Source organism: Campylobacter sp. P0103 (assembly GCF_002139545.1).
GTDB lineage: Bacteria > Campylobacterota > Campylobacteria > Campylobacterales > Campylobacteraceae > Campylobacter > Campylobacter devanensis.
Genome location: NZ_MJKG01000002.1, coordinates 48,049 through 71,843 on the forward strand (window position 1 = coordinate 48,049; position 23,795 = coordinate 71,843).

Genomic DNA, 23,795 nt, shown 5'->3' on the forward strand with positions numbered 1-23,795 from the left:
AAATCAATTTTAAAGAGTTATAGCAGATGAAACCTCTCTCCATAGTCCAAAATTTAGCACTCAAATATGCAAAATATTCGTTAAATAGATCTTTAAAAACTCAACTAAATTTAGATATATTACAAAATAGTAAAACCAAACTTCCAGATCCAAATATAAATTATATGCTATATGCGCATATACCATTTTGTCATACATTTTGTCCATATTGTTCATTTCATAAATATGCCTATGATGAAAACCTTGCTAAAGAGTATTTTAAAAATCTTCGCCAAGAAATGGAGCAAATCCATGCATTAGGATATAAATTTAACTCAATGTATGTTGGCGGTGGCACAACTCTTATAAATGAAGATGAGCTGATAAAAACCTTAGAGCTAGCCAAAAAGCTTTTTAATATAGATGAGATATCATGCGAGAGCGACCCAAGCCATATAGAACCTGCAAATCTTAAACGCTTTAAAGGATTAATTAGTCGGCTAAGTATTGGTGTGCAAAGCTTTAATGATGATATTTTAAAGCGTGTTGGCAGATATGAGAAATTTGGCTCAAGTGTTGATTTAGTAAATAAACTAAAAAATGCAATTAATATCTTACCGGTTACAAGTATAGACCTAATCTTTAACTTCCCAAATCAAACCAAAGATATGCTACTAAATGATATAAATCTAGCCAAAAGTATTGAAGCGCAGCAAATTACATTTTATCCATTGATGAAATCAAATTTAACCAAAGATAAAATTGCTTCTACTTTAGGCAATAGTTACAAAGATAACGAGTATGAGTTTTACTCTATTATAGAGGAGAATTTCAAAGATTATTATAAAAATAACGCCTGGTCATACGCCAAAGAAAAATCTAGCCTAAATGATGAATATGTAAGCTCAAAACATGAGTATTTAGGAATTGGAAGTGGTGGATTTAGTTTTCTTGGTGGGGAGCTTTTTATCAATGCATTTAATCTAAATAAATATAATGAAAAAATTCAAAATCAACAAAGTTCAGTAATTGCAAATTGCAAATTTAGTTCAAAAGAGCGGGTAAAATATCTATTTTTGACCGAAATTTTTAGTGGATTTATAGATATTGATAAATTTAATCAAACAAACAATATAAATCTATATAAAACTCTAAATTTAGAACTCAATCTCTTAAGGCTTGTTGGTGCGATAAAAATTCAAAACAACCATATAGAATCAACTCAATTTGGTAGATATTTATGGCTTAGCTTGATGAAGGAATTTTATATCGGTATGGATAAGGTTAGAGCTATTTTCAAAGATGATGCAAAGCTTCAAAATAGCTCTAAAATAAATGTAATAAAGAGTCAAATTTAGATTATTTTATATATTTTATATTTGCTTTTACCTTTAATTTATTAAAATAATCCATTATAGCAATCTCTCTTTCTTGTTCTACCATTGCATTTACTACAGCTTGTTCTACTACTTCAAATGGTGGTAAAACTGAGCCACTTTTAGCTACTATATAAAATCTTTCTAACCCCATTGGTCCTTCTAAAATCGGTGTAAATTCACTATTTGGGGTAGTATTAAAGATATAAACTAACCCAGGAGCAATCTCAGATGAACTTAGACTTAAATTCTCTTTTTGCACTCCGTTTATTTTTGCTTTATAATCTTTAGCTTGCAAATTTAAGGCCTGTGGATCATTTGAAGTATAACGAATTAGACTAACCTTATCAAATTGCAAAAACATTCCAGGATTATTTTCATAAAATCTTTTAGCATTTTGTGGAGTGATATTTTGGTTTGGAGTATTTAAAATTCCAGCATAAAGCTTCTCTTTTTTAATCGATATTTCCATATTTTCACGCATTTGTGCTTCACTTGTACCACGAGATTTTACAACTGATTTAAATGTTTCAACGCTCATTTTATTTGCACTAGCTAACTGGGCGATCTTTTGTTCTATTTCTAATTGACTTGCAGTTATATTTAGCTTTTTTATTTGAGCAAGCTCAAGTTTATCTTTTATTAGTAGATTTAGTGCAGCCTCTTTGTTTAGATTCATCTTGGTCATCGTAGTGTTTAGCTCATAAGTCGTAATAGGTTCATTATCTACAGTCGCAACTAAACCACCTACAAATCTAGCATCGGCATAAATAGCCAAAAATAGTGCTGTAAAAATTAAATTTTTTATCATATAAAACCTTTATTAAAGCAAATTTGAGCTAAAATTATATCCAAATTTAAATAAATAATAGGATAATTATAATGCTAACTACAAGATTTGCTCCATCTCCAACTGGATTTTTACACATTGGTGGGCTTAGAACTGCACTATATAGCTATCTTTATGCTCGCAAAAATGGCGGTAAATTTCTACTTCGAATAGAAGATACCGATCTTAAAAGAAACTCACAAGAGGCTACAATTGCTATTAGAGAAGCCTTTAATTGGTGTGGGTTGGATTATGATGGTGAAGTAGAGTATCAATCAAAAAGATTTGATATTTATAAAAAATATATTGATCAACTACTAAAAGATGGCAAAGCCTATAAATGCTACACTACTCAAGAAGAGCTAGCGCAGATGAGAGCCGAGGCTGAAGCCAATAAGCAAAGACCAAAATATGATGGCAGATATAGAGATTTTACAGGCACACCACCACAAGGCATTGAGCCTGTAATTCGTATAAAAGCTCCACTTGATGGAGTAATTGAATTTACCGATGGAGTAAAAGGGTATATTAAATTTAACTGCGAGGATATCTTAGATGATTTTATTATCGCTAGAAGTGATGGGTCGCCTACATATAATTTTTGTGTTGTGATAGATGATGCATTGATGGGAGTTACACATATCATTAGAGGCGATGATCACCTAAGCAACACACCAAAGCAAATTATCTTATATGAAGCACTTGGATTTAAAATTCCAGAGTTTTTTCATGTAGCTATGATCAATGGAAGCGATGGAGCAAAACTTAGCAAAAGACACGGCGCAACAGATGTAATGGAGTATAAAAATATGGGCTATCTACCTGAGGCATTGCTAAATTTCTTAGTGCGTCTTGGCTGGAGCCATGGAGATGATGAGATATTTAGTATGCATCAAATGTTAGAGCTATTTGATCCATATAATTTAAGCAAATCAGCCTCTACATATAATCCATCAAAACTAGAATGGCTAAATGCTCACTACATAAAAACTTTACCATTTGAAAGATTAGCTGATGATATGCTATATTTTGGATTAGATTTTAGGGCAATAAATAAAGGCCAAATGCTACTAGATCTATTAAGAGAGCGTTCAAAAACTCTCTTAGAACTAAAAGCTTCGGCTCTTGCTATCATCAATCAACCAACAAATTATGACCAAAATGCTGTGAAAAAATTTATAAATGATGATAATAAGCTACTTTTAAGCGAATTTGCCAACTCTCTTGGTAATGCCAATATGGATGCTAAGGCAGTTGAGGAGATGACAAATGAATTTCTAACTCAAAAAGGCAAAAAGCTAAAAGATCTAGCCCAACCAATTAGAATAGCAATCACAGGTAGTGCGGTAAGCCCAAGTATCTTTGAAGTTATAGAATTTATCGGTCTTGATGAGTTAAAATCAAGAATCCAAAACTTCCTAAAATCTTTATAAAACTTAGCTAGAGCTTAAGGCTCTGGCTTTTATTTTATTAAGTATAGCTTAAATTTACCATTTAATTTACAAAAAGTAACACATAAATAATAAATTTTATCTATTATTTAAATATTTACCTATAATGAAATAAATTTAAGTTATAATTCTATATTATTTTAAAATTTAAAGTTAAATTTAAGGAAAGAATATGAGTTTAAAACAAAAAGCTCTTGATTATCACATAGATGGCAAGATAGAAATCAATGTCAAAAAACCTTGTGTGAGTGCTGAAGATTTAAGTTTAGCATATAGCCCAGGAGTTGCTGAACCTTGTATGGAGATAAGTGCAAACAACGAATTAGCCTACAAATACACAAACAAAGGCAATCTAGTAGCCGTAATCACAGATAGCACGGCGGTTTTAGGCCTTGGTGATATCGGCGCTATCGCTGGAAAACCTGTTATGGAGGGCAAATCTGTTTTATTTAAAAAATTTGCCAATGTAGATGCCTTTGATATCGAACTTGATGAGAAAGACCCAGATAAGATAGTTGAAATTTGTAAAGCTCTAGCCCCAACTTTTGGTGGTATAAACTTAGAAGATATCGCCGCACCAAAATGCTTTTATATAGAGAAAAAACTTCAAGAAAGCGTAAATATCCCTGTAATGCACGATGATCAGCACGGCACAGCTATCATCACAACAGCGGGATTATTAAATGCTTTAGAGATAAATGGTAAGGATATTAGCAAAATTAAAGTTGTAGTAAGCGGTAGCGGAGCAGCCGGAATAGCATGTGCGAAAATGTATCAAAGTGTCGGGGTTAAAAATATAATTATGTGCGATAGCAAGGGCGTTATCCACTCAAAAAGAGATGATTTGACCGAGCAAAAAATGGAATTTGCCATAGATACAGATGATAGAACTTTGGGCGATGCTTTAAGAGGTGCTGATATGTTTTTAGGCCTTTCTAAAGCTAAACTTCTAACGCCTGATATGGTAAAAAGCATGGCAAATAATCCTATAATCTTCGCTCTAGCCAATCCAGAGCCAGAGATCAGACCAGAGATCGCTCATGAGATTAGAGATGATATCATCATCGGTACAGGCAGAAGCGACTATCCAAATCAGGTAAATAATGTCTTAGGATTTCCATTTATATTTCGTGGTGCGCTCGATGTAAGAGCGACAAAAATCACTGAAAATATGAAAATTGCCGCCGCACAAGCTCTAGCAAAATTAGCTAAAGAGAGCGTTCCTAGCGAGGTTTGCAAAGCTTATGGCGTAGATGAGATTAAATTTGGTAAAGATTATATAATCCCAAAACCATTTGACCCTAGAGTTTTATTTACAGTTGCGCCAGCCGTGGCAAAAGCTGCTGTAGAAGATGGAGTGGCACTGGTAAAAGAGTTTGATGAGAGTGCTTATGTACAAAGGCTAAAAAATTTATTTTAACTTATAAATTTAGTGATAACTGCTTATACTCATGCAGTTATCACTATCAAAATCAAATTTCATTAATATTTTATATAAATTTTTTCTTAATTCAAATTTATTTAATACTAAATTTAAATTTCATAACAAATTAAATCTTTTTATCCCCCTTATAATATCCAAAAATCTCGCTTGAGCCATCCTTTTTCATCAAAATTACAGGATATTTCTCCTCTATTCCTTGCTCCATTCCAGGGCTTCCCATAGGCATACCAGGGGCCGAAATTCCTATCACGCCATTAGGCTTATTTTCTAATAACCAATCCACAGCGCTACTAGGCACATGCCCTTCAATAGCGTAACCATCAATAACCCCTGTGTGACAGCTTTGATACTCATCTTTGATATTTAATTTTTCTTTAATTTTTATAAAATCATCACTAACATGAGAGCTGATTTTATAGCCATTTTTCTCCATATAACTTTCCCAAAGCCCACAACAACCACATGATGGCAACTTATAAACATGGATTAATCTCTCTTGAGCAAATAAAGGTAGCGCCAAAGCAAAAGCAAAAATATACTTTTTCATCTTTTTCCTTTTAGATTTTTTATCTTTGTAATAATACTTTTTTATAATAAACAGATACTAAAGCTATTTTAAACCCAAATTCTAAGCGGTTTTGGGTAAAATTTATCCTTATCATCTATTAAATTTATATCATTTTGATTATTTGACATAAATCTAGTATAAATTTGATCTATGATTATGGTTTTACCATCTTTTGTTTGGAGTGCGAATTTGTTATTTGATAACTTTTTGATTATCTCCACGCCTAGATCTTTTAGGGATTTTATCTCGATTTGCCCTGTGATTTTATCTTGGATTTTAGCTGCGCTCACCACCAAATCTATATCTTGATTTAGCTCTATTTGAGTGGCGAATTTAGCATTTAAATTTAGCTCTACATCAAAAGCCTTACCGCTATCTTTATAAAGCTCATTTACGATTATCTCCCTTCCGCTGTTAAATTTAAGGGTAAATGTGCCATTTTTATTAATTCTTATAGCTGTTAATGCGTCTGTGTCTTTAAGCATATTTGCGGTATTTGCTCTATCTTTTTCAAAGCTATCTTTAACTTTTTGTAGATTTTCTAAGGTGAAGTTAAGTCCGGTCGCAGAGCTAAATTCACGCTCTATAGATAGCATAACGCTAGATTTTACATTTTGATACTTTGCCTTTGCTTCATCATCAAATTCATTTATATAATCATCTCTATTTTTAAGCTCGCTCATATAATCATTATATAAATTCATAAATCTCGTGTATTGTTGATTTTGATAAGAGTTTTTATCGCTATCTCGCCAATAGTATTCTTTGGTTGTTGTATCAAATACATTATTAAAGCCAAAATTTGTAGTATGCGGATAACTCGATAACTCTTCTAATCTATAACTCCCATCAACTCCTTGCTTAGCATAAGCAATCCCAAGCAATCCATTAAAAGCTCCCAAATTTGAATTTATATCTATCCAACCATCTTCATCGGCTAGTTTTGAGAGCTCTTTTATATCATTCTCATTCATACTTTCATATCTTACTTCAGGCTTAAAAATAGAGTATGGATTGTAATCTTTTAGCGATTGTAATGAGTTTTCATAAGCTTCTATTGTTCCATAATTATCTTTTTGAGCTTCAAGTTTTTTCAAGGCATTGCTCTTGCTATCTATGAAATCTTTTAAATTTATACTATCAACTACTTCGCTAAGTTTTTTGATAATCTCATTTCCATCTTTATCATAAGCTCTTATTTTTAATTTATCAAAGTAGGTGTCATTTTTATCTACAAATCCATTTCCATCACTATCAAATCTAAAAAGCTGCGAATTTGAGCTAAAGCTTCCAACTCCTAATCTATCATTATCCCCAGCTAAATCCAAAAATAACTCCGCTTTACCAAATTTAGTATCAATTAAATTTGAGTTTGCGTAGGAATTTAGGTAGTACTCTTGCGGGATTTTGCCATATTGATAATAATTATTATGAAAAAAATATCCACTATCAAATGTTGGATACTCAAAATCCTCTATGGTAATAGTATGTTCTCTTACTTCTGATATACCTCTTATATCTGACGCACCAAATGTTGAATTATAAAAAGTACCACCTAAAATACTCTTTGTTTGTCTAGCGATAAATTCATCTAATGCTTCTTCTTTGGTTTGTGTTGTTGTTCCATATTTTTGGACTATATTTATGTCTCCGTAAGATCCTGCATAATAATCATAATACTCTATTTTTCTACCAAATCTATCAGTGTTTTCATCTTGTTTTATTTGCTCTGTTTGAGCGAAATTTAGCTCTATTTTTGGCAATTTTTGATTAATTTGAATTTGAAATGTATTTGATGATAGCAAGCTAATATTCATTTTAAACCTTTCTTGCGTTGAGCTTTAGGCGAATTAATCGCCCAAAGTTAATTAATATGCCTTAATATCGGCAACTATAAGTTTGTCATTATTAAAATAAAAGATAAAATTATCTGCTGAAAAAAGAGCAGAAACTAAAAAAATAGTTGCTAAAGCAAACTTTTTCATAAAATCTCTTTTTATTTGAAATATAATCCATAAATCGGCAATAAGAAAAATAGCTTAATATATTTTGATTTATTTTAGATATAATTCCCTACGCTAACACTCAAAAATTAAGCAAATTTGGGGTATAATCCATATATTTAATCCAAATTTTAAGCCATAAAGGCTACAAATCTCAGCCCTTAAAGACGCTGAAGATAACACACTAATAAAGGGTTTAAATATGCTATTTGGCAAGATTGATTATCTAAATTTGCTTCCATTTCATGTATTTTTAAAGCGCTACCCACTAAGCAATCAAACTAAAAAATCTATTGAATTCAAAAAAGGCACCCCAGCAAAATTATGCGAAGATCTAAGCAAAAGGCGAATCGATGCCGCCATTATCTCAAGCATAGAGAGCAGAAATCCAAAATACACAAAACTAAATTTAGGAATATGCGCCAAAGGTGCGGTAAAATCTGTCTTAGTGCGTAAAAATAGCCCCAAAAAACTAGACCCCGCATCTAAAAGTTCAAATATGCTTGGTAAAATTTTGTCGCTTAATGGAGAGATAATAATAGGAGATGAAGCATTAAGACAATATATAAAAGATGGCGGGGATAAATTTTATGATATGGGTGAAATTTGGTATCAAAAAACGGGGTTACCTTTTGTTTTTGGACTATTTTGCTGTAATAAAAATCAAAATTTGTATAAAAAAATTATTAATCAATTCTTAAAGCAAAAAATAAAGATACCAAAATACATACTCAATGAATATTCAAAAAGTAGAAATATATCACCAAGCCTGATTTTATGGTATCTAGAGCACATTAGTTATAGTGTGAATACCAAAGAAAAAAGAGCTTTAAAAAAATTTATCTCTCTAGCAAAAAAGCATAATTTTTACCCATAAAGTGGGTAAATTTGTAACAATATAACCAAAAATTATCCCAAATTTTTCTATATTCAGATTAAATTTAAGAAAAATTAAATATAATCCAACTACAAACATTTTCACAATAGGAGTTACAATGTCAGTACATGAGTATATCAACCAAACACTTGAAAATATCAAAAAGTCAAGTCCAGGTCAAACAACATTTTTACAAGCCGCTACAGAGGTTTTACATACTTTAGAACCACTTTTAGAAAAAGAGAAAAAGTATCTAGATCACAAAATCATAGATCGTATTGTAATGCCTGAAAGAACTACGATGTTTAGAGTAACCTATATGAATGACAAAAACGAACCTTGCTCACACTTCGGATATCGTGTAGAATTTAACTCTGCTCTTGGACCATATAAAGGTGGTTTGAGATTTCACCCATCAGTATGCCTTGATATCATCAAATTTTTAGGCTTTGAGCAAATCTTTAAAAACTCACTCACAGGCCTTAATATGGGCGGCGGTAAAGGCGGCGCAAATTTCGATCCTAAAGGCAAAAGCGATGGCGAGATTATGAGATTTTGTCAAGCTTTCATGAATGAATTATACAAATTAATCGGCGATGTAAAAGATGTCCCAGCTGGCGATATCGGCGTTGGTGGTCGTGAAATTGGCTATATGTTTGGTCAATATAAAAAACTAACAAATCGCTTTGATGGTGCTTTGACTGGTAAAGGACTAGACTGGGGTGGTAGCTTGGTAAGGGTAGAAGCTACTGGTTATGGCTCAGTATATTTCGCTCAAGAGATGCTTAAAAAACAAAATAGCAGCCTAGAAGGCAAAAAATGCTCAATAAGCGGTGCTGGCAATGTGGCTATATACACAGCTCAAAAACTATATCAACTTGGCGCACTTCCTATAACAGTTAGTGATTCAACTGGATTTATCTATGATAGTGAAGGTATCGATGTAGAGCTATTAAAACGCATTAAAGAGGTTGAGAGAAAAGGCCTTAGCGAATATGCAGCGGCTAAACCTAGTGCGAAATTCACTCCTGTTAGCGAGTATAAAGCTGGTACAAATGGAATTTGGAGCGTTCCATGTGATGCTGCATTCCCAAGTGCTACACAAAATGAGCTAAATTTAGAAGATATCAAAACTCTTTATAATAATGGTTGTAGATTAGTTTGTGAAGGTGCAAATATGCCTAGCACACTTGAGGCTATTGACTTTATGCTTAGCAAAAAAGATTTCTTATTTGGCCCTGCTAAGGCTGCAAATGCTGGTGGCGTGGCAACTAGTGGATTAGAAATGGCACAAAACGCAAGTATGCAAAAATGGACTTTCGATGAAGTAGATAGCAAACTTCACCGCATTATGACAAATATCTTTGAAGCTAGTTATGAAACTTCTGTTGAATTTGGCGTACCGGGCAACCTTGTTCTAGGCGCAAATATCGCAGGATTTAGAAAAGTCGCTGATGCGATGATCGATCAAGGATATGTATAACAACTCTAGCCGACAATGCGTCGGCTGAGCCATTATGGTGTTTAAAATTAAAAATCAAATAACCGAAGAAATTCAATCATCTAAAATCTAAACTTAAATAACAAAATTTTTATTAATCTAAAAATCACTTAATCTAAAAAAATTGATTTGAATTTAATAATCTAAAAATTTATTAACCAAATTTTGGTTAATCTAAATTTGCTTAGTCTAAAAAAATTAAATAGTCTAAATCTAAAAATTTAAACAATCACTCCACTACTCTTCTAGCAATCGTAGGGCTAAGCTTAACTAAAATATCATAATTAATAGTATCAAAAAACTCCGCCCAAATATCAGCATTATCAAATACGCAGATTCTCTCACCCATATCTATAGAGCTAAAGCTATCCATAGACATCTTGCCTAAAATTGGCTCGCCATTGGCTAAATATAACTCGCCTTTACCATTATAACGAAGCAACCCATCTCCATAGCCAAGGTCATATGTAGCAATATTCATATCATATTTAGCCGTAAATACGCCACCATAGCCCACGCTTTGACCAGCTTTTAATACTCTAGAGCTTACACGATTTGCATATAGCTTTAAAACTTTTTTTAATCCTAAGCTCTCATCAAATCCAGAATATCCAAATTGTGCCATACCAGCACGAACATACTCATCGCCTACATCGCTAGCTCTTTCTATTGCTGCGGAGTTATGAGAATGAAATATAAGCTCTTTATTAAATAGCTCTCTTATCATAATTTTAGCTAGCTCAAAATTATCTTTTTGCACGAAGTAATCTGCCCCATGCTCATCACTGGCTCTAAAGTGAGTAAAAGCACCTTTTAGATCTAAATTTCGTCTTTTAATAATCTCTATAGCGCTTTTAATCTGACTTACATCTATACCATTTCTATGCATTAAAGTATCAATAGCAAGATGAATTTGAGTACCAGGCCTAATAATCTCTAAAGCCCTAATATCATTAATAGCATAAATAAACTCACTACTTTCATTTCCAGTTGGCAGATGAGAAAGCACTATAATACTCTTAAATAATCCAGCTAGTTCTCTAGCTTCTATCTCGCTTTTTACGCAGGTTATCTCTATACCAAACTCTTTTGCAATTTTCCCCATTAAAAGCGCCCCATGCCCATAAGCATTATCTTTTAATACAGAAATTATTCGTTTTTTAGAGCCTACTTTTTTAGCAATTTGAGTAAGATTATGCTCATAAGCACTCTTAGAGAGTAAGATCTCAGACATTAAAGCTCAAATCAAATTTTTTATAAATATGTGGCAACATCTTTCTTACTGCATAATCATATGCGTAAAACTCTTTATATAGTGCTTTTAGACTTGGTTCATTACAAGCATCAAAGTCAAAAGCCGTGCTATTGCCCTTTTTAGGCACACTCGCATCCAAAACTTCAAAAAATCTACCCCTTGCAGCTAAAAACTCTTCTATTTGCTTTTTAACTAACTCTTTATCATCGCTCATTTTTTACTCCTCTATTAATATTTTCATCTTATTATTTTCTACAGCCACATATAGCACCTTTTGCCCATCAAAATTATATGTATCAGCTCTATATCTCTCATCAAAGCTCACACGATAAATATTTTTACTATCAGTACTAGGATATGGTACGATTGTAAAGTTTTTAAATTCAATTATCTTGCTTTCATTCTTACTAAATACTCTTTTTTTCATCGCCGAGAATTCGCTTAATTTCATTCCATCAAAACGGCGAAAATCACTACTATAAAAGCTTAAATATCTATCCAAATCGCTTATCGTCCAAGCATTTTTCCACGCAAAAAGTCCAGCAAAAATCACTGCAATATCTGAAGTTAAAGCTTGCGGATAGCCTTTTTCACTAATTATTACAATGGATTTATTATTTTTTACGACATCTTCAAAGGCTATTAACAGATCATTTTTCATCGCCACACAACCTCTAGTTTCTACTTCATTTTCTCTTACATCGCCCTCCATCGGATAGCCGTGAATCCAAATCCCGCTACCGGTTCTACTACGCATCTTATCGTATAAATTTGGATATGAAAGACTAAAGGCAACTGGCCCATAATATGTTGTTGGCGGGGTAAATCTGCGAGTAATCTCATATGCGCCTACAGGTGTTTTTAGATCACCCTCGGCTAGTTTTTCGCCCATTAATCCAGTGATTATCTCATTGCTTTTTAGCACCTTAATATTACCATTTTCATATCTATTTATTGAAATTTGCTTTGCAGTTTTATCCACTGCAATAATAAGTCTATCGCTATTACTATAGTAGCCGTATGTCAAGTTCATATCTTTTAAATTATTATTCCAGTATTCTGGATTTTGAAGATTTTTTTCTATCTTTTTTTGCACTGCTGTGATACCACCTTGAAGGTATAAGTCTTCTAATTCACCAGCAATCATACAAGCTGAAATTAGTAGCAAAATAAGCGTTTTCACTCTGTTTTTCCTTGAATTTTATAAATTTTTAAATTCCAAAATTATATCAAAATCGGTTGAAAATTAATTTAAATTCCTGTATAATTTGGCCTATTTAAATTTTTATATAAGGATATTGTAATGTTCAAATATTTCTCTTTAGCAGCTATAACTATGCTTACTTTACAAGCTGAAGTTTTATTAGTTGACCCATATGCCAAAGCAACTCCACCAAATGCTAAAAACAGCGCTGCATTTATGAAAATTCAAAATACAAGCAATAGCGATGTTGAATTAATTTCAGCTAATAGTAATATAAGTAAAGTAACTGAACTTCACACTCACATAGAAGAAAATGGTATGAAAAAAATGATACAAATTCCAAGTATCAAAATCCCAGCTAATTCATCAGTTGAACTAAAACCAGGTGGACTTCATATAATGTTTTTAGGTATTCAAAATCAAATCAATGAAAATAGCAATATAGATTTAAATTTAACCTTTAGCAATGGCAAAACTTATGAACTAAACCAAATTCCGGTTAAAAAAGTAATTCCAGCTAAGATGCATTAATATTAGGAGATAGCAGTGTTTAACAATAAAAATATTTTGATAACTGGTGGAACTGGTAGTTTTGGTAAAAAATATACCAAAATATTGCTAGAAAATTATAAACCAAACAAAATAATAATCTACTCACGAGATGAATTAAAACAATATGAAATGGCACAGGAGTTTTCAAGCTCATCAATGCGATATTTTATCGGTGACGTGCGTGATGAAAATAGACTAAACACTGCTATGAATGGTGTAGATTTTGTCATCCATGCTGCTGCTATGAAGCATGTACCAATCGCAGAATATAATCCAATGGAGTGTATTAAAACCAATATTCATGGCGCTCAAAATGTAATTAATGCTAGTTTAAAAAATAGAGTAGAAAAGGTAATTGCTCTAAGTACTGATAAAGCGTGCAATCCTGTAAATTTATACGGTGCTACTAAACTTGCAAGTGATAAACTCTTTATAGCAGCCAATAATATCGCAGGCACAAGCCCAACTAGATTTAGTGTCGTCAGATATGGTAATGTTGTAGGCTCAAGAGGTTCGGTGGTACCGCTATTTAAGCGCCTAATCGCAAATGGCGCAAAAGAACTACCAATCACAGATGAGAGAATGACTAGATTTTGGATTACACTTGAAGATGGGGTTAAATTTGTTCTTAAAAACTTTGCTAGAATGCAAGGTGGTGAGCTATTTATCCCTAAGATTCCATCTATGAAAATTATTGATTTAGCTGCAACTCTAGCGCCAAATTTACCTATTAAAATCATTGGAATTCGTCCAGGTGAGAAACTTCATGAAATAATGATAAGTGCTGATGATACTATGCACAGCTTGGAATTTGATGATCATTATGTAATTGGGCCATCTATTAAATTTTATGATAAAGAGGCTAATTTTGCTATTAATAGGCTTGGAGAAAAAGGTCGTGCCGTAAGTAGCAATTTTGAATACCGTTCAGATAATAATACTCAGTGGCTCGATAAAGCTTGGTTAGAGACAATGATAAAGAGGATTTAATCACCCTCTTTTACAAAACTCCACTACAAAAAATACCACAGTAGCTACTGCGATAATTGCTGCTCCGCTTGTTAGATCCAAATAGTAGCTAAGTATCAACCCACAAAATATAAATATAGCTGATAAAATCGCAGATAAAACCATCATTATGGCCAAATTTGGACTAAATTTCTCAGCAATATATGGTGGAATACTAAGCAAAGCAATTACTAAAATAAGCCCTACAACTCTAATAGTGCTAACCACACAAAGAGCAATAAGAGCGCTCATTAAATAATATAAAAAGCTAACATTTACACCTCGAAGCTTAGCAAACTCACTATCAAAGCAAAAAGCACAAATTTGAGTGTAAAAAAGCAAAGCAAAAGCTATAAAAATAGCATCCAAAATACCCATAAATATCAAATCTTCTGTGCTTACAGCCAAAATAGAACCAAATAGATAGCTCATCAAATCAGCATTATATCCAGGGCTAAGATCAACAAAAATAATCCCAACAGCCATTCCAAACGCCCAGATAGCACCAATTACGCTATCTATTCGATCACGATTTTGTCCACTAATAAATGCGATAAGTAGCCCAATTGCTACTGCAAACCCAGCCGCTCCAAGAAGTGGAGATGCGCCTAAAAAAAAGGCTATTCCAATCCCGCCATACGCCCCATGTGCAACACCACCAGCGATAAAAGTCATCTTATTTATCACAATAAGTGAACCAATCACACCGCACGCTATACTAACTAAAATCCCAGCAATTAAAGCATTTTGCATAAAGCTAAAGTTTAAAATCTCCACTACTACTCCTTATGTGAAGCACAACCACAACTATTAAGCGCTAGTTCAACATCGCAAAAATGTGTATGATCCTTACTAAGATGATTTATAAACTCTCTATTATCCAAATTTGAAATATCATGAAGCACTACGCTACCATTATTTACATAGGCGACTTTAGTAGCAAAATTCATAGCCATATTTATATCATGACTTATGGCAATTACTCCTACATTTGATTGGTTTATCTCTTTTAATACAGAATAAATTTGAGCTTGACCTTGCGTATCAATACTTGCTGTTGGCTCATCTAGCATTAAGATCCTAGCCCCGCTTACTAATGCCCTAGCAATATAAACCCTTTGTCTTTGACCGCCACTAAGTGCGCCAATTCCCCTGGTGCTAAAATCTTGCATACCTACCATCTTAAGAGCTTGCATAGCCATATTTTTATCTGCTTTTGAGTAGAACTTAAATAGCCCGCTACGCAGTCTTCCCATCAGTACAACCTCTAAAACACTCATTGGAAAGGTTTTATTAACTGGAATATACTGCGGAACATAGCCAATTAGTTCTTTTGCTAATTTTGGCGGCTTAGAATCTATACTAATTTTACCAGATTGTGGCTCTAATATTCCAAGCATTAGCTTTAAAAGTGTACTTTTGCCTCCGCCATTTGGTCCAATAATTGCTAAAAAATCTCTACTATGGTAGCTAAAATTTAAATTTTTAAAAATATTACCATCATCATAGCCAAAGCTTAAATTTGTAATCTCAATATTCATAGCGAACTTTTAAAAATATCAGCAATTGTATACATATTTTCAAGCCAATTTTTTGATAAATGATTGATTTCTATTAACTTTGCGCCAGTTTGTTCTGCGATTAATTTAGCTGATTTTTGACTAAACTCAGGCGAGATGAAAATCACCTTGATATTTTCACTCTTTGCCATTTTAATAAGCTTTGCAAGGGCAGCAGGCTTTGGCTCTTTGCCACCTGATTCTATAGCGATTTGAGTTAGATTATAACGCTTAGCAAAATATCCCCAAGATGGATGAAAAACCATAAATTTTCTATTTTTTAAATCTTTTAAACTATCTTTTATATAACTATCTAATTTATCAATTTCTTGATTAAATTTATCCAAATTTTGGCTATAAATTTGAGAATTTTGCGGATACTCATCGCTTAATGCTTGGGCTATTATCTTGGCTTGCTCTTTTACCATTATAGGATCTAGCCATATGTGAGTATCAAATTCATGCTCATGTTCTTCATGTTTATGATCGCCATGTTCGTGGTGATCATCATGAGTGATTTTATCATATTTTGGTGTTTTGCCTTGAGTTTTTATAACTTTTAAATTTGGAAATGTCTTGCTAAATTTAGGCAACCAAACATCCTCATATTCTATTCCAACTGCAAAGAAAAGATCACTATTTTCAAGCTTTTTCATATCGCTAGCTCGAGGCTCAAACGAGTGCGGATCGGCAAATTCTTGAACAATCGTATTAATCTCAACACTACTAGCACCAATTTGCTCAACAAAAAACGCCGTTGGCAAAATACTTGCACTCACTACCGGCTTAGCCCAAATCACTCCAACCAAAAATGCCAAAATCAAGCTAAATCTAACCATATTTTCTCCATAAAATTAAGTGTAAAATTATATCTGATTTGACTTAAATTTATTTAAAGCAAAAATTGATAAAATTTAGCAAACAATCCTAAGGTAGTTATATGCGTGAAATTTGGAATAAAAAGTCCAAAACATATCCTAAATTTAGCCCCATTATGCGTCCATTTGAGGCGGAATTTTTCGCTTTTTTAGATGAGTGCGGAGTTAGCTTTGCTGATAAAAGCGTAATTGATATAGGTGCTGGAACTGGTGTATATAGCTTACATTTAGCCAAAATGAGCAAGAGCGTTTTAGCCTTAGATATCAGTGATTCTATGCTTGAGATTTTAAGCTTAAGCGCCAAAGAACACAATATAACCAACATACAAACCACAAATAACCAAATACACGATATCAAAAATCGTAAATTTGATATAGCATTTTTGACTATGTCGCCCGCACTTAGGAGCGATGATGATTTTGAGATATTTTATAACCTTGCTAATACGCATATATATATGAATTGGCTCAAACCTAGAAAATCAAATTTATTAGAGCTTTTTAAAAGTAATTCTAATAGACCCGATATGTCAGCACCTATAGCTAGGCTTGAAGAGTTTCTAAAAACCAAAAATATCAAATTCAAATCCAAAATTATAAATGAGAATAGAATTGCCACAAGAAGTTTAGATGAGATGGTGGAGAATTTGGCCTGGCATTTAGAGATTAGCGGCCAAAACTACACAAAAGATGAGATAAAAAACAAGATAATAAACCTAGCAAAAGGCGATGAGATCAGTGAGAGCATCGCCACTTGCGTGAAAGTTATGATATTTTGAAAGCAAATATTTTAAAAACTAATATTATAAGAATTGTATTGATATTTTTTGTCTTGGTATGCCTTTATTTTATCATATCAACTGGGCAAATTTTATTAAAAACAGATGAGCGATTATATGATTTTGCTGAATTAAAGCGCTTAAATGAGGAATTGTATCTGCAAATTGACCTCCAAAATATCCATACGACAATTGAAAATACCGAAAATTGTATTAATAAAATCAACGCTTTAATGGATAAAATCAGTTCAAATTTTATTATTACAAAACTATTTTATAATGTTGAACATGTTGAACTTTTAGACACATTAAAAAGCAGATTAAAAACTAGAAATGATATCATTAGAAATTATTATATAATCCGTCAAGATATCTCTAAAAGTCTATTTGAGCTAAACAAAGAACTACCAAATACTATAGATTTTAAACAAATGGCACAAGCTTATGCTTTGTTAATCAACTCAAGATTTATATCTGATTTTAATAGAGATGAGTTTGATAGGTATCTAACCAAGCTAATTAACGAGCCAAGGGAGCAGTTTGATTATGAATTTTTAATCAAAATTCAGCATGTAAATGATAACTTAATCACTATTCCAAACCTTAAAATCCAAAACAAAGCACTAAAAATTGAAAGCAAAATTGACCAACTCCTAAATCACTCAATAGAGCATTTTAACTCTGCTTTATATGCGCTTATTACATGTTCAGTATTTTTACTAATTGTAGCATTTCTAGCTTTGACTAAAAATGGGATTTTAAGCAATCAAAATCGCAGTAATAAAGCTAAGCTAAAGCAGCTTGCCTATCTTATTGATAGCAACCCAAATCAAATAATAATCTTAGACAAATTTGGAAGAATATCAAGTGTAAATAATTCATTTATAAATTCAAGCAGTTTTAGCCAAGAAGATATTATAAATCAAGAGCTAAGTGCATTAAATATGAATATGCAAGGAACTGATATATTTGATGAAATTTGCCAAAGCAAAGATGTTAAAACATATAACGAATTTGTGAGCAAATCAAAAGATGGAATTCTTATCTACGAAAATATAGTTGCGATACCAATGTTAGATGAATTTAACGATATTAGTGGAGCTATAATCCTAAAACGTGATATCACAAAAGAGAGATTAACTAGTAAGGAATTAAACTTTAAAAACGCTCAACTACAAGAGAGTTCAAATATTGATAATCTCACAGGATTAAGAAATTTAACCTCACTTAATGATGCTATCAAAGCCAACCAAAATGGCACACTAATTTATCTAATGATTACAGATTTTGTAAATTTAAGATTTTTTTACCGCTCGGATTTAATTGATTTAATATTTGTAGCAATTGCTAACTCTATCAAACTAGCTATTAGCACTTATAAAATCGACGCTATGGCATATAGAATGCAACTTGATGAGTTTTGTATCTGGTATAAAGGCGATAATATCAAAAAAGATATAAAATATCTTTTAGAATATTTCAAATCCAAAAATATCACCATTCAGACTGAGGGCGGATTTGAGATTTTACCAAATATTTCTATTACCATTGGTATTAGCTCAAATGAAGATAAGCCAAATTTAAATAGACTAACTCAAGCTATTTTAGCTGCTCAAGATGCTAAGGATAAAGATTTAAGTTTTAGCTTTTATAATCACGATAACCCAATAGAGAAAAACTATCAAAAAAACGCCACCATTACACGACTAATTCAATACGCCTTAAATGAAAATAGAGTAATTGTCGAGTGTCAAGGAATATTTGATATTAGAGAAAATAAACCAAAAATTAGCTCATATGAGATTTTAATTCGTATTTTAGATCAACAAAATCAAATTCACTATCCAAATGAGTTTTTAAGTGTGGCCAAGCTAACATCGTTATATCTAGCACTTACCAAGCAAGTTATCAATCGTGCTTTTGAACTTTTAGAGAGATTTGGGGATAAAAAGAGATTTTCTATCAACCTCTCAAGTGTAGATATGATGAATGAACCAGTTAAAAATTTATTTATTCAAAAGCTAGATAGCTGTTCTAATCCACAAAATCTTACCATTGAGATTTTAGAGAGTGAAGGGGTTGATGATTATGATGCTATAAACCCAATTATTCAAGAGATTAAAAATTATGGCTGTAGGCTTAGTCTTGATGACTTTGGTAGTGGGTATTCTAACTACTATAGAATGCTTGAATTAAATATAGATTATATCAAAATAGATGGTTCTATCATATCTAAACTACCATTTGATAAGAATGCTCAAAGCGTGGTAATGACGATTGTAGATTTTGCTAAGCGTCAAGGATATGAAACCGTGGCTGAGTTTGTCTCTACTCCACAAATTTTAGAGATTGTCAAAAATCTAGGCATAGACTATGCACAAGGCTATCTATTAGCTAGGCCGGTATTGCCAAATAATATAGAATAATAGGAGTAAATTTGCATCACAATATAATAAACGGCGCAGTTAAATTCATGGAAGAAAACTTCATAGAGCACAAAGAGCTATTTGAACATCTAAGCAAAAAACAAGCGCCACACACGCTATTTATCGGTTGTTCTGATTCTAGAGTTGTCCCAAATTTGATTACCAATACCTTGCCAGGTGAGCTATTTGTCGTGCGAAATATCGCAAATATAGTCCCGCATTATAGATTAGTAGATGAATTTTTAGCTACAACGGCTGCTATTGAGTATGCGATACATACTCTAGGGATTAAAAATATCATAGTTTGCGGACATAGCAACTGCGGTGGCTGTGAGGCACTATATCAAAGCGATGATAAGCTAGCCAATACACCAATTGTCAAAAAGTGGCTTATGATAATTGAAAATATCAAAACTGAAGTTTTAAAAGACAAGAATATAACACCAGCCAAAAGAGCTTGGGTAACTGAAAGGCTAAATATCATTAACTCACTTCAAAATATCATGACCTTCCCAGGCGTGATAGACAAGCTCAAAGCCAAAGAGCTAAGACTCTATGGTTGGCACTACATTATAGAAACAGGAGAATTATACAACTATGATGACACTACAAAAAGCTTTAAATTATTAGAAAAGAGCATCAACTATGAAGAAATTTACTCTCAAATTTTTACTGATTTTTAATCTATTTTGTAATATCTTATTATCAAATGAGCTAATTAGCGTAAGTGATAAAATCATATCGCTAAATTCTCAATTAACCATAATAAAAGAGCAAAATGCTAGCATTAATGATGAGATATCCATTCTACAAAAAGAAAAAGATAGCCTTATCAAGAGCCTACCAGCACTCATAACTAGCAGTAGTGACTTCAATCAAACACAGATAAACTCATACATAAAAGTACTAAATAAAGAGCTTGCAAAATATAAGCCTAGCTCTAATCACTATATCAAAACTCAAATAAATTTAGCATCTATAAATTTAGACAAAATTTACTACCTAACTCTATCTCAAATTTCAATAGCCTTCAAAGACTACGACCAAACCCCAGATGAAGCCTTGATAGATGCTATAACTCAAATTCAAATCTCAAACTACCAAGAGATAAAAGCCCTAAGCCAAGACCAAACTCAAATTTATAAAGATGATATAGACGCCTTAGAGCTAAAAAGGCAAACTTATAGCGAAATTCTCAACTATTTAAAGGATAATTCTGAACTATTTGATAGTAATTTTGTGTTAACTAGTCTAAATTTACAAAGCATAATTGACAAGATAAACTCATCTCTAAACCTCAACTCAAATTCCATAAATATTGGCAAAATAGCGATTATAATCTTAGTTTGTATATTTTTTATCTTAATACCAAGACTAACCTCACTTTTGCTTTATAGGATATTTATCACCATCTTATCACGCCATCAAAATACGCAAAATCAATTTAAAGAGCAGTTTGTAGCCGCTATAAGGCTACCGGTATTTACATTTTTTATTGTTTATGCTTTGAATTTGTCTTTGATAATTGCCTATTATCCCTCCACCATAAATATAGAGATGAAAAACTACTTCGATATCGCTTATAGCGTGGTTATAGCGTGGTTTGTGATAGGTGCCCTTGATGGATATGGCATAATGCTATTATCCAAAATTGCTCAAAAATCAGGCCGAAAAGAGGTGATAAATCTCATAATTAAAGTGCTATATTTCATCGTTATTCTCATTACAATTTTGATAATTTTAAGCAAAATTGGCTTTGATATCAGCACCATTATCGCCTCCCTTGGTATCGGTGGATTAGCCGTAGCATTAGCAACAAAGGATATTATAGCCAACTTTTTTGCCTCGATTTTACTGCTTTTTGATAGCTCATTTAGTCAAGGCGATTGGATAGTTTGTGCTGGGATAGAAGGCACTGTAGTAGAAGTCGGACTTAGAAAAACCACTATTAGGACTTTTGATAATGCCTTGGTATTTGTACCAAATTCAAAAATCATGAGCGAAAGTATCAAAAACTGGAATCGCCGCAAAGTCGGTCGTCAAATCAAAATGCAAGTCGGCCTAAGCTACACTACAAGCAAAGAGAGTATCCAAAACTGCATAAATGATATAAAACAGATGCTTTTAAATCACCCTGGCATCGCTAAAAGCGGTATAGATAGTGCCCTAAATAGCAATGACGCACGGATAAAATATCGCCAAAGTATGGTTTCAGTCGATGACCTAGATGGATATAAGAGCAATCTTTTTGTGGTGCTTGATGAGTTTGGCGATAACTCTATAAATATCTTGATATATTGCTTTAGCAAAAGCGTGATTTGGGGCGAGTATTTAGCTACCAAAGAGGATGTAATGCTAAAAATAATGGAGATAGTAGAGCGATATGATGATGCGAGTTTCGCTTTCCCTAGCAGAAGTCTATATATAGAATCCATCCCAAAAATTCAAATTTATAAAGGAGAAAATGATGACAAACAGATTTGATGATGATCTAGATGAAGATCTACAAGATTATGAAGATGAGGAATTTTCTTATAAAAATTCTCGTAGTTACAACTATGATGAAAACGACTATTCATATGATAATGAAGACGAAGAAGATAGCTATGATATGGAGTAAATATAGTTAAATTTGTTAGTTCTAACTGCTGCTTTTATCTCTTGCAATATTAGTAAAACTTATTTTCTTTAGTGGCAATTTGTTATCACTAAAGAAAATAATAAAACTATTTTATCAATTTTGAAATAGCCTTAAAGCTTGGATGGCTAGCACTTTGAAGTAACTCAAATGCCACCATTTCAAGTGGTTTTACACTTATATTTTTTAAATTTGCATATGCAAGGGATTTATTTTTTGGATCTCTAGAACTAATACACTCATCAATTAGCGTAACATTATGGCCATTTTTTATTAAATCCAAAGCTGTTTGATATACACAAATATGTGCTTCAATGCCAATTATATAGATATTATTTATCATTGTTAATTGATCTTTTATAGCATTATAAGCGCTAAATTCCATCTTTTGAAATTTTTCATCTATAAAACAATCTAAACTATCTATAGTATTTCCAAGTCCTTTTGGATATTGCTCAGTTGCAATGATTTTTATTCCAAGCTCTTTAGCAATTTGTAAAAACTTTAACGAATTTGCTACTAACTCTTCTGCGTTACTCATCGCTGGAGTTAATCTCTCTTGAATATCTATAACTAAAACTAAACTCATAAAATTCTCCTACAAATCAATATCAATCCCAACTGGAGCGTGATCACTACCCTCGATATCACTTAATATAAAAGCATCTTTTAATCTATCTTTTAACCCTTGCGAGACAAAAAAATAATCAATCCTCCAGCCGACATTTTTAGCACGTGCATTAAATTTATAACTCCACCACGAATACGCACCCTCTATATCGCCACGAATATATCTAAAAGTATCGATAAAGCCAGCCTCGATCACCCTATCAATCCACGCTCTCTCAACTGGTAAAAATCCGCTAGTTTTAGAATTTGCCTTTGGGTTTTTAAGGTCTATTTCACGATGAGCAGTATTTACATCACCGCAAAATATCACCCCCTTACCCTCACTAACCAAACTCTTGATATAAGCTAGAAATTTATCATAAAAATCCATCTTATACCCTAGTCTCTCATCACCTTGCTGACCATTTGGGAAATATATATTAAAAAGATGGATATTATCAAATATATGCTCCAAAACTCTACCCTCATCATCATCAAAAAACTGCGATTTTAGATTTTGTGTTTTTAAATTTGATAAGCTCATCACACCCGAATACCCCGCTCTTTTAGCTGAATTTACAGATATATTCTCAAATCCTAGATTATAAATTTCGGCTGGTATCTTATCCTCGCTTGCCTTTATCTCCTGTAAAGCCAAAAAATCTGGCCTATACTCACCAAGCCACGAAAATCCATCTTTATTTACAACAGCCCTAAGCCCATTGACATTCCACGAAATCAATCTCAAATTTAATCCTTTTTTAATCTCATTATAATTCAAATTTTAAAATATTTTTTAAAATTTACAATCATTAACCATATTTTTATCATTAAATTACTAATTAACTATATAATCTAT

At 32.5% G+C, this 23,795-nt stretch carries 23 protein-coding genes; 12 read left to right on the plus strand and 11 right to left on the minus strand.

The window, feature by feature from the left end; all coding sequences use genetic code 11:
- Positions 1–26: 26 nt before the first annotated feature.
- Positions 27–1,337 (plus strand): coproporphyrinogen III oxidase family protein, encoded by a 1,311-nt coding sequence (locus tag CIGNP103_RS02950; protein WP_086268558.1) that lies wholly within the window; start codon positions 27–29, stop codon positions 1,335–1,337.
- Position 1,338: 1 nt separating this feature from the next.
- On the opposite strand, the gene CIGNP103_RS02955 is transcribed toward CIGNP103_RS02950, so the two are convergent.
- Positions 1,339–2,166 (minus strand): peptidylprolyl isomerase, encoded by an 828-nt coding sequence (locus tag CIGNP103_RS02955; RefSeq protein ID WP_180381789.1) that lies wholly within the window; start codon positions 2,164–2,166, stop codon positions 1,339–1,341.
- Between the two features lie 71 nt (positions 2,167–2,237).
- Here CIGNP103_RS02955 and gltX point away from each other — a divergent pair, with 71 nt between their 5' ends.
- Both gltX and CIGNP103_RS02965 read left to right on the plus strand, forming a co-directional pair.
- On the plus strand, positions 2,238–3,617 hold the full coding sequence (gene gltX, locus CIGNP103_RS02960; protein ID WP_086252238.1) for a glutamate--tRNA ligase: 1,380 nt from the start codon (positions 2,238–2,240) through the stop codon (positions 3,615–3,617).
- A gap of 190 nt (positions 3,618–3,807) precedes the next feature.
- Positions 3,808–5,055: a malic enzyme-like NAD(P)-binding protein gene (locus tag CIGNP103_RS02965; RefSeq protein ID WP_086268559.1), complete on the plus strand. Its 1,248-nt coding sequence runs from the start codon at positions 3,808–3,810 to the stop codon at positions 5,053–5,055.
- 130 nt (positions 5,056–5,185) lie between these two features.
- On the opposite strand, the gene CIGNP103_RS02970 is transcribed toward CIGNP103_RS02965, so the two are convergent.
- Together CIGNP103_RS02970 and CIGNP103_RS02975 are read right to left on the minus strand one after the other, a co-directional pair.
- A complete protein-coding gene (locus CIGNP103_RS02970; RefSeq protein ID WP_086268560.1) occupies positions 5,186–5,626 on the minus strand; it encodes a DUF411 domain-containing protein in 441 nt (146 codons plus the stop codon).
- A 68-nt stretch (positions 5,627–5,694) separates the two neighbouring features.
- Positions 5,695–7,464, minus strand: coding sequence for a hypothetical protein (locus CIGNP103_RS02975; protein WP_086268561.1), 1,770 nt, complete (start codon positions 7,462–7,464; stop codon positions 5,695–5,697).
- 388 nt (positions 7,465–7,852) lie between these two features.
- Here CIGNP103_RS02975 and CIGNP103_RS02980 point away from each other — a divergent pair, with 388 nt between their 5' ends.
- Together CIGNP103_RS02980 and gdhA are read left to right on the plus strand one after the other, a co-directional pair.
- On the plus strand, positions 7,853–8,527 hold the full coding sequence (locus tag CIGNP103_RS02980; protein WP_086229403.1) for an MqnA/MqnD/SBP family protein: 675 nt from the start codon (positions 7,853–7,855) through the stop codon (positions 8,525–8,527).
- A 118-nt stretch (positions 8,528–8,645) separates the two neighbouring features.
- On the plus strand, positions 8,646–10,010 hold the full coding sequence (gene gdhA / locus CIGNP103_RS02985; RefSeq protein WP_086225327.1) for an NADP-specific glutamate dehydrogenase: 1,365 nt from the start codon (positions 8,646–8,648) through the stop codon (positions 10,008–10,010).
- A 247-nt stretch (positions 10,011–10,257) separates the two neighbouring features.
- Here gdhA and CIGNP103_RS02990 read toward each other — a convergent pair whose 3' ends face one another.
- From CIGNP103_RS02990 to CIGNP103_RS03000, 3 genes are read right to left on the minus strand one after another with little or no spacing between them, the layout of a single operon-like run.
- Positions 10,258–11,262, minus strand: a complete 1,005-nt coding sequence (locus CIGNP103_RS02990; RefSeq protein WP_086225326.1) for an alanine racemase — start codon at positions 11,260–11,262, stop codon at positions 10,258–10,260.
- On the minus strand, positions 11,255–11,497 hold the full coding sequence (cmeU, locus tag CIGNP103_RS02995) for a CmeU family protein (protein WP_086225325.1): 243 nt from the start codon (positions 11,495–11,497) through the stop codon (positions 11,255–11,257). The genes CIGNP103_RS02990 and cmeU overlap by 8 nt, the downstream gene beginning before the upstream one ends.
- Positions 11,498–11,500: 3 nt before the next feature.
- Positions 11,501–12,466 (minus strand): L,D-transpeptidase family protein, encoded by a 966-nt coding sequence (locus CIGNP103_RS03000; protein ID WP_086241481.1) that lies wholly within the window; start codon positions 12,464–12,466, stop codon positions 11,501–11,503.
- Positions 12,467–12,586: 120 nt separating this feature from the next.
- Between CIGNP103_RS03000 and CIGNP103_RS03005 the strand changes: the two genes are divergently transcribed.
- On the plus strand, positions 12,587–13,018 hold the full coding sequence (locus CIGNP103_RS03005) for a copper chaperone PCu(A)C (protein ID WP_086225323.1): 432 nt from the start codon (positions 12,587–12,589) through the stop codon (positions 13,016–13,018).
- Between the two features lie 15 nt (positions 13,019–13,033).
- The gene (gene pseB / locus CIGNP103_RS03010) at positions 13,034–14,029 is read left to right on the plus strand and encodes a UDP-N-acetylglucosamine 4,6-dehydratase (inverting) (RefSeq protein WP_086241480.1); all 996 of its coding nucleotides are present in this window, start codon (positions 13,034–13,036) and stop codon (positions 14,027–14,029) included.
- Here pseB and CIGNP103_RS03015 read toward each other — a convergent pair whose 3' ends face one another.
- From CIGNP103_RS03015 to CIGNP103_RS03025, 3 genes are read right to left on the minus strand one after another with little or no spacing between them, the layout of a single operon-like run.
- Positions 14,030–14,800: a metal ABC transporter permease gene (locus CIGNP103_RS03015; RefSeq protein WP_086241520.1), complete on the minus strand. Its 771-nt coding sequence runs from the start codon at positions 14,798–14,800 to the stop codon at positions 14,030–14,032. It lies immediately after the preceding gene.
- Between the two features lie 26 nt (positions 14,801–14,826).
- Positions 14,827–15,588 (minus strand): metal ABC transporter ATP-binding protein, encoded by a 762-nt coding sequence (locus CIGNP103_RS03020; RefSeq protein ID WP_086241479.1) that lies wholly within the window; start codon positions 15,586–15,588, stop codon positions 14,827–14,829.
- Positions 15,585–16,445 (minus strand): metal ABC transporter solute-binding protein, Zn/Mn family, encoded by an 861-nt coding sequence (locus CIGNP103_RS03025; RefSeq protein WP_086241478.1) that lies wholly within the window; start codon positions 16,443–16,445, stop codon positions 15,585–15,587. The genes CIGNP103_RS03020 and CIGNP103_RS03025 overlap by 4 nt, the downstream gene beginning before the upstream one ends.
- 101 nt (positions 16,446–16,546) lie before the next feature.
- On the opposite strand from CIGNP103_RS03025, the gene CIGNP103_RS03030 reads away from it, so the two are divergent.
- Genes CIGNP103_RS03030 through CIGNP103_RS08100 form a run of 5 tightly spaced genes read left to right on the plus strand, consistent with a single transcriptional unit; the run spans position 16,547 to position 22,309 of the window.
- On the plus strand, positions 16,547–17,263 hold the full coding sequence (locus CIGNP103_RS03030; RefSeq protein ID WP_086241477.1) for a class I SAM-dependent methyltransferase: 717 nt from the start codon (positions 16,547–16,549) through the stop codon (positions 17,261–17,263).
- Between the two features lie 38 nt (positions 17,264–17,301).
- A complete protein-coding gene (locus CIGNP103_RS03035; RefSeq protein WP_179187279.1) occupies positions 17,302–19,689 on the plus strand; it encodes a sensor domain-containing phosphodiesterase in 2,388 nt (795 codons plus the stop codon).
- A 47-nt stretch (positions 19,690–19,736) separates the two neighbouring features.
- On the plus strand, positions 19,737–20,372 hold the full coding sequence (locus CIGNP103_RS03040; protein ID WP_086234937.1) for a carbonic anhydrase: 636 nt from the start codon (positions 19,737–19,739) through the stop codon (positions 20,370–20,372).
- On the plus strand, positions 20,335–22,173 hold the full coding sequence (locus tag CIGNP103_RS03045) for a mechanosensitive ion channel family protein (RefSeq protein ID WP_086241476.1): 1,839 nt from the start codon (positions 20,335–20,337) through the stop codon (positions 22,171–22,173). The genes CIGNP103_RS03040 and CIGNP103_RS03045 overlap by 38 nt, the downstream gene beginning before the upstream one ends.
- The gene (locus CIGNP103_RS08100) at positions 22,157–22,309 is read left to right on the plus strand and encodes a hypothetical protein (RefSeq protein WP_179187280.1); all 153 of its coding nucleotides are present in this window, start codon (positions 22,157–22,159) and stop codon (positions 22,307–22,309) included. The genes CIGNP103_RS03045 and CIGNP103_RS08100 overlap by 17 nt, the downstream gene beginning before the upstream one ends.
- Positions 22,310–22,415: 106 nt before the next feature.
- Here CIGNP103_RS08100 and CIGNP103_RS03050 read toward each other — a convergent pair whose 3' ends face one another.
- The gene (locus tag CIGNP103_RS03050) at positions 22,416–22,916 is read right to left on the minus strand and encodes an isochorismatase family protein (protein ID WP_086241475.1); all 501 of its coding nucleotides are present in this window, start codon (positions 22,914–22,916) and stop codon (positions 22,416–22,418) included.
- Positions 22,917–22,925: 9 nt separating this feature from the next.
- The gene (locus CIGNP103_RS03055) at positions 22,926–23,684 is read right to left on the minus strand and encodes an exodeoxyribonuclease III (RefSeq protein WP_086232296.1); all 759 of its coding nucleotides are present in this window, start codon (positions 23,682–23,684) and stop codon (positions 22,926–22,928) included.
- Between the last annotated feature and the right edge of the window lie 111 nt (positions 23,685–23,795).

Coding starts and splice junctions, on each gene's coding strand:
- cmeU (WP_086225325.1), bottom strand. CDS start 11,497: ATGAGCGATGATAAAGAGTTAGTTAAAAAGCAAATAGAAGAGTTTTTA.
- CIGNP103_RS03025 (WP_086241478.1), bottom strand. CDS start 16,445: ATGGTTAGATTTAGCTTGATTTTGGCATTTTTGGTTGGAGTGATTTGG.
- CIGNP103_RS02975 (WP_086268561.1), bottom strand. CDS start 7,464: ATGAATATTAGCTTGCTATCATCAAATACATTTCAAATTCAAATTAAT.
- CIGNP103_RS02965 (WP_086268559.1), top strand. CDS start 3,808: ATGAGTTTAAAACAAAAAGCTCTTGATTATCACATAGATGGCAAGATA.
- CIGNP103_RS03030 (WP_086241477.1), top strand. CDS start 16,547: ATGCGTGAAATTTGGAATAAAAAGTCCAAAACATATCCTAAATTTAGC.
- CIGNP103_RS03045 (WP_086241476.1), top strand. CDS start 20,335: ATGAAGAAATTTACTCTCAAATTTTTACTGATTTTTAATCTATTTTGT.
- CIGNP103_RS02970 (WP_086268560.1), bottom strand. CDS start 5,626: ATGAAAAAGTATATTTTTGCTTTTGCTTTGGCGCTACCTTTATTTGCT.
- CIGNP103_RS08100 (WP_179187280.1), top strand. CDS start 22,157: ATGACAAACAGATTTGATGATGATCTAGATGAAGATCTACAAGATTAT.
- CIGNP103_RS02955 (WP_180381789.1), bottom strand. CDS start 2,166: ATGATAAAAAATTTAATTTTTACAGCACTATTTTTGGCTATTTATGCC.
- CIGNP103_RS02980 (WP_086229403.1), top strand. CDS start 7,853: ATGCTATTTGGCAAGATTGATTATCTAAATTTGCTTCCATTTCATGTA.
- CIGNP103_RS03005 (WP_086225323.1), top strand. CDS start 12,587: ATGTTCAAATATTTCTCTTTAGCAGCTATAACTATGCTTACTTTACAA.
- CIGNP103_RS02950 (WP_086268558.1), top strand. CDS start 27: ATGAAACCTCTCTCCATAGTCCAAAATTTAGCACTCAAATATGCAAAA.
- CIGNP103_RS03040 (WP_086234937.1), top strand. CDS start 19,737: ATGGAAGAAAACTTCATAGAGCACAAAGAGCTATTTGAACATCTAAGC.
- gltX (WP_086252238.1), top strand. CDS start 2,238: ATGCTAACTACAAGATTTGCTCCATCTCCAACTGGATTTTTACACATT.
- gdhA (WP_086225327.1), top strand. CDS start 8,646: ATGTCAGTACATGAGTATATCAACCAAACACTTGAAAATATCAAAAAG.
- CIGNP103_RS03015 (WP_086241520.1), bottom strand. CDS start 14,800: ATGCAAAATGCTTTAATTGCTGGGATTTTAGTTAGTATAGCGTGCGGT.
- CIGNP103_RS03020 (WP_086241479.1), bottom strand. CDS start 15,588: ATGAATATTGAGATTACAAATTTAAGCTTTGGCTATGATGATGGTAAT.
- CIGNP103_RS02990 (WP_086225326.1), bottom strand. CDS start 11,262: ATGTCTGAGATCTTACTCTCTAAGAGTGCTTATGAGCATAATCTTACT.
- CIGNP103_RS03050 (WP_086241475.1), bottom strand. CDS start 22,916: ATGAGTTTAGTTTTAGTTATAGATATTCAAGAGAGATTAACTCCAGCG.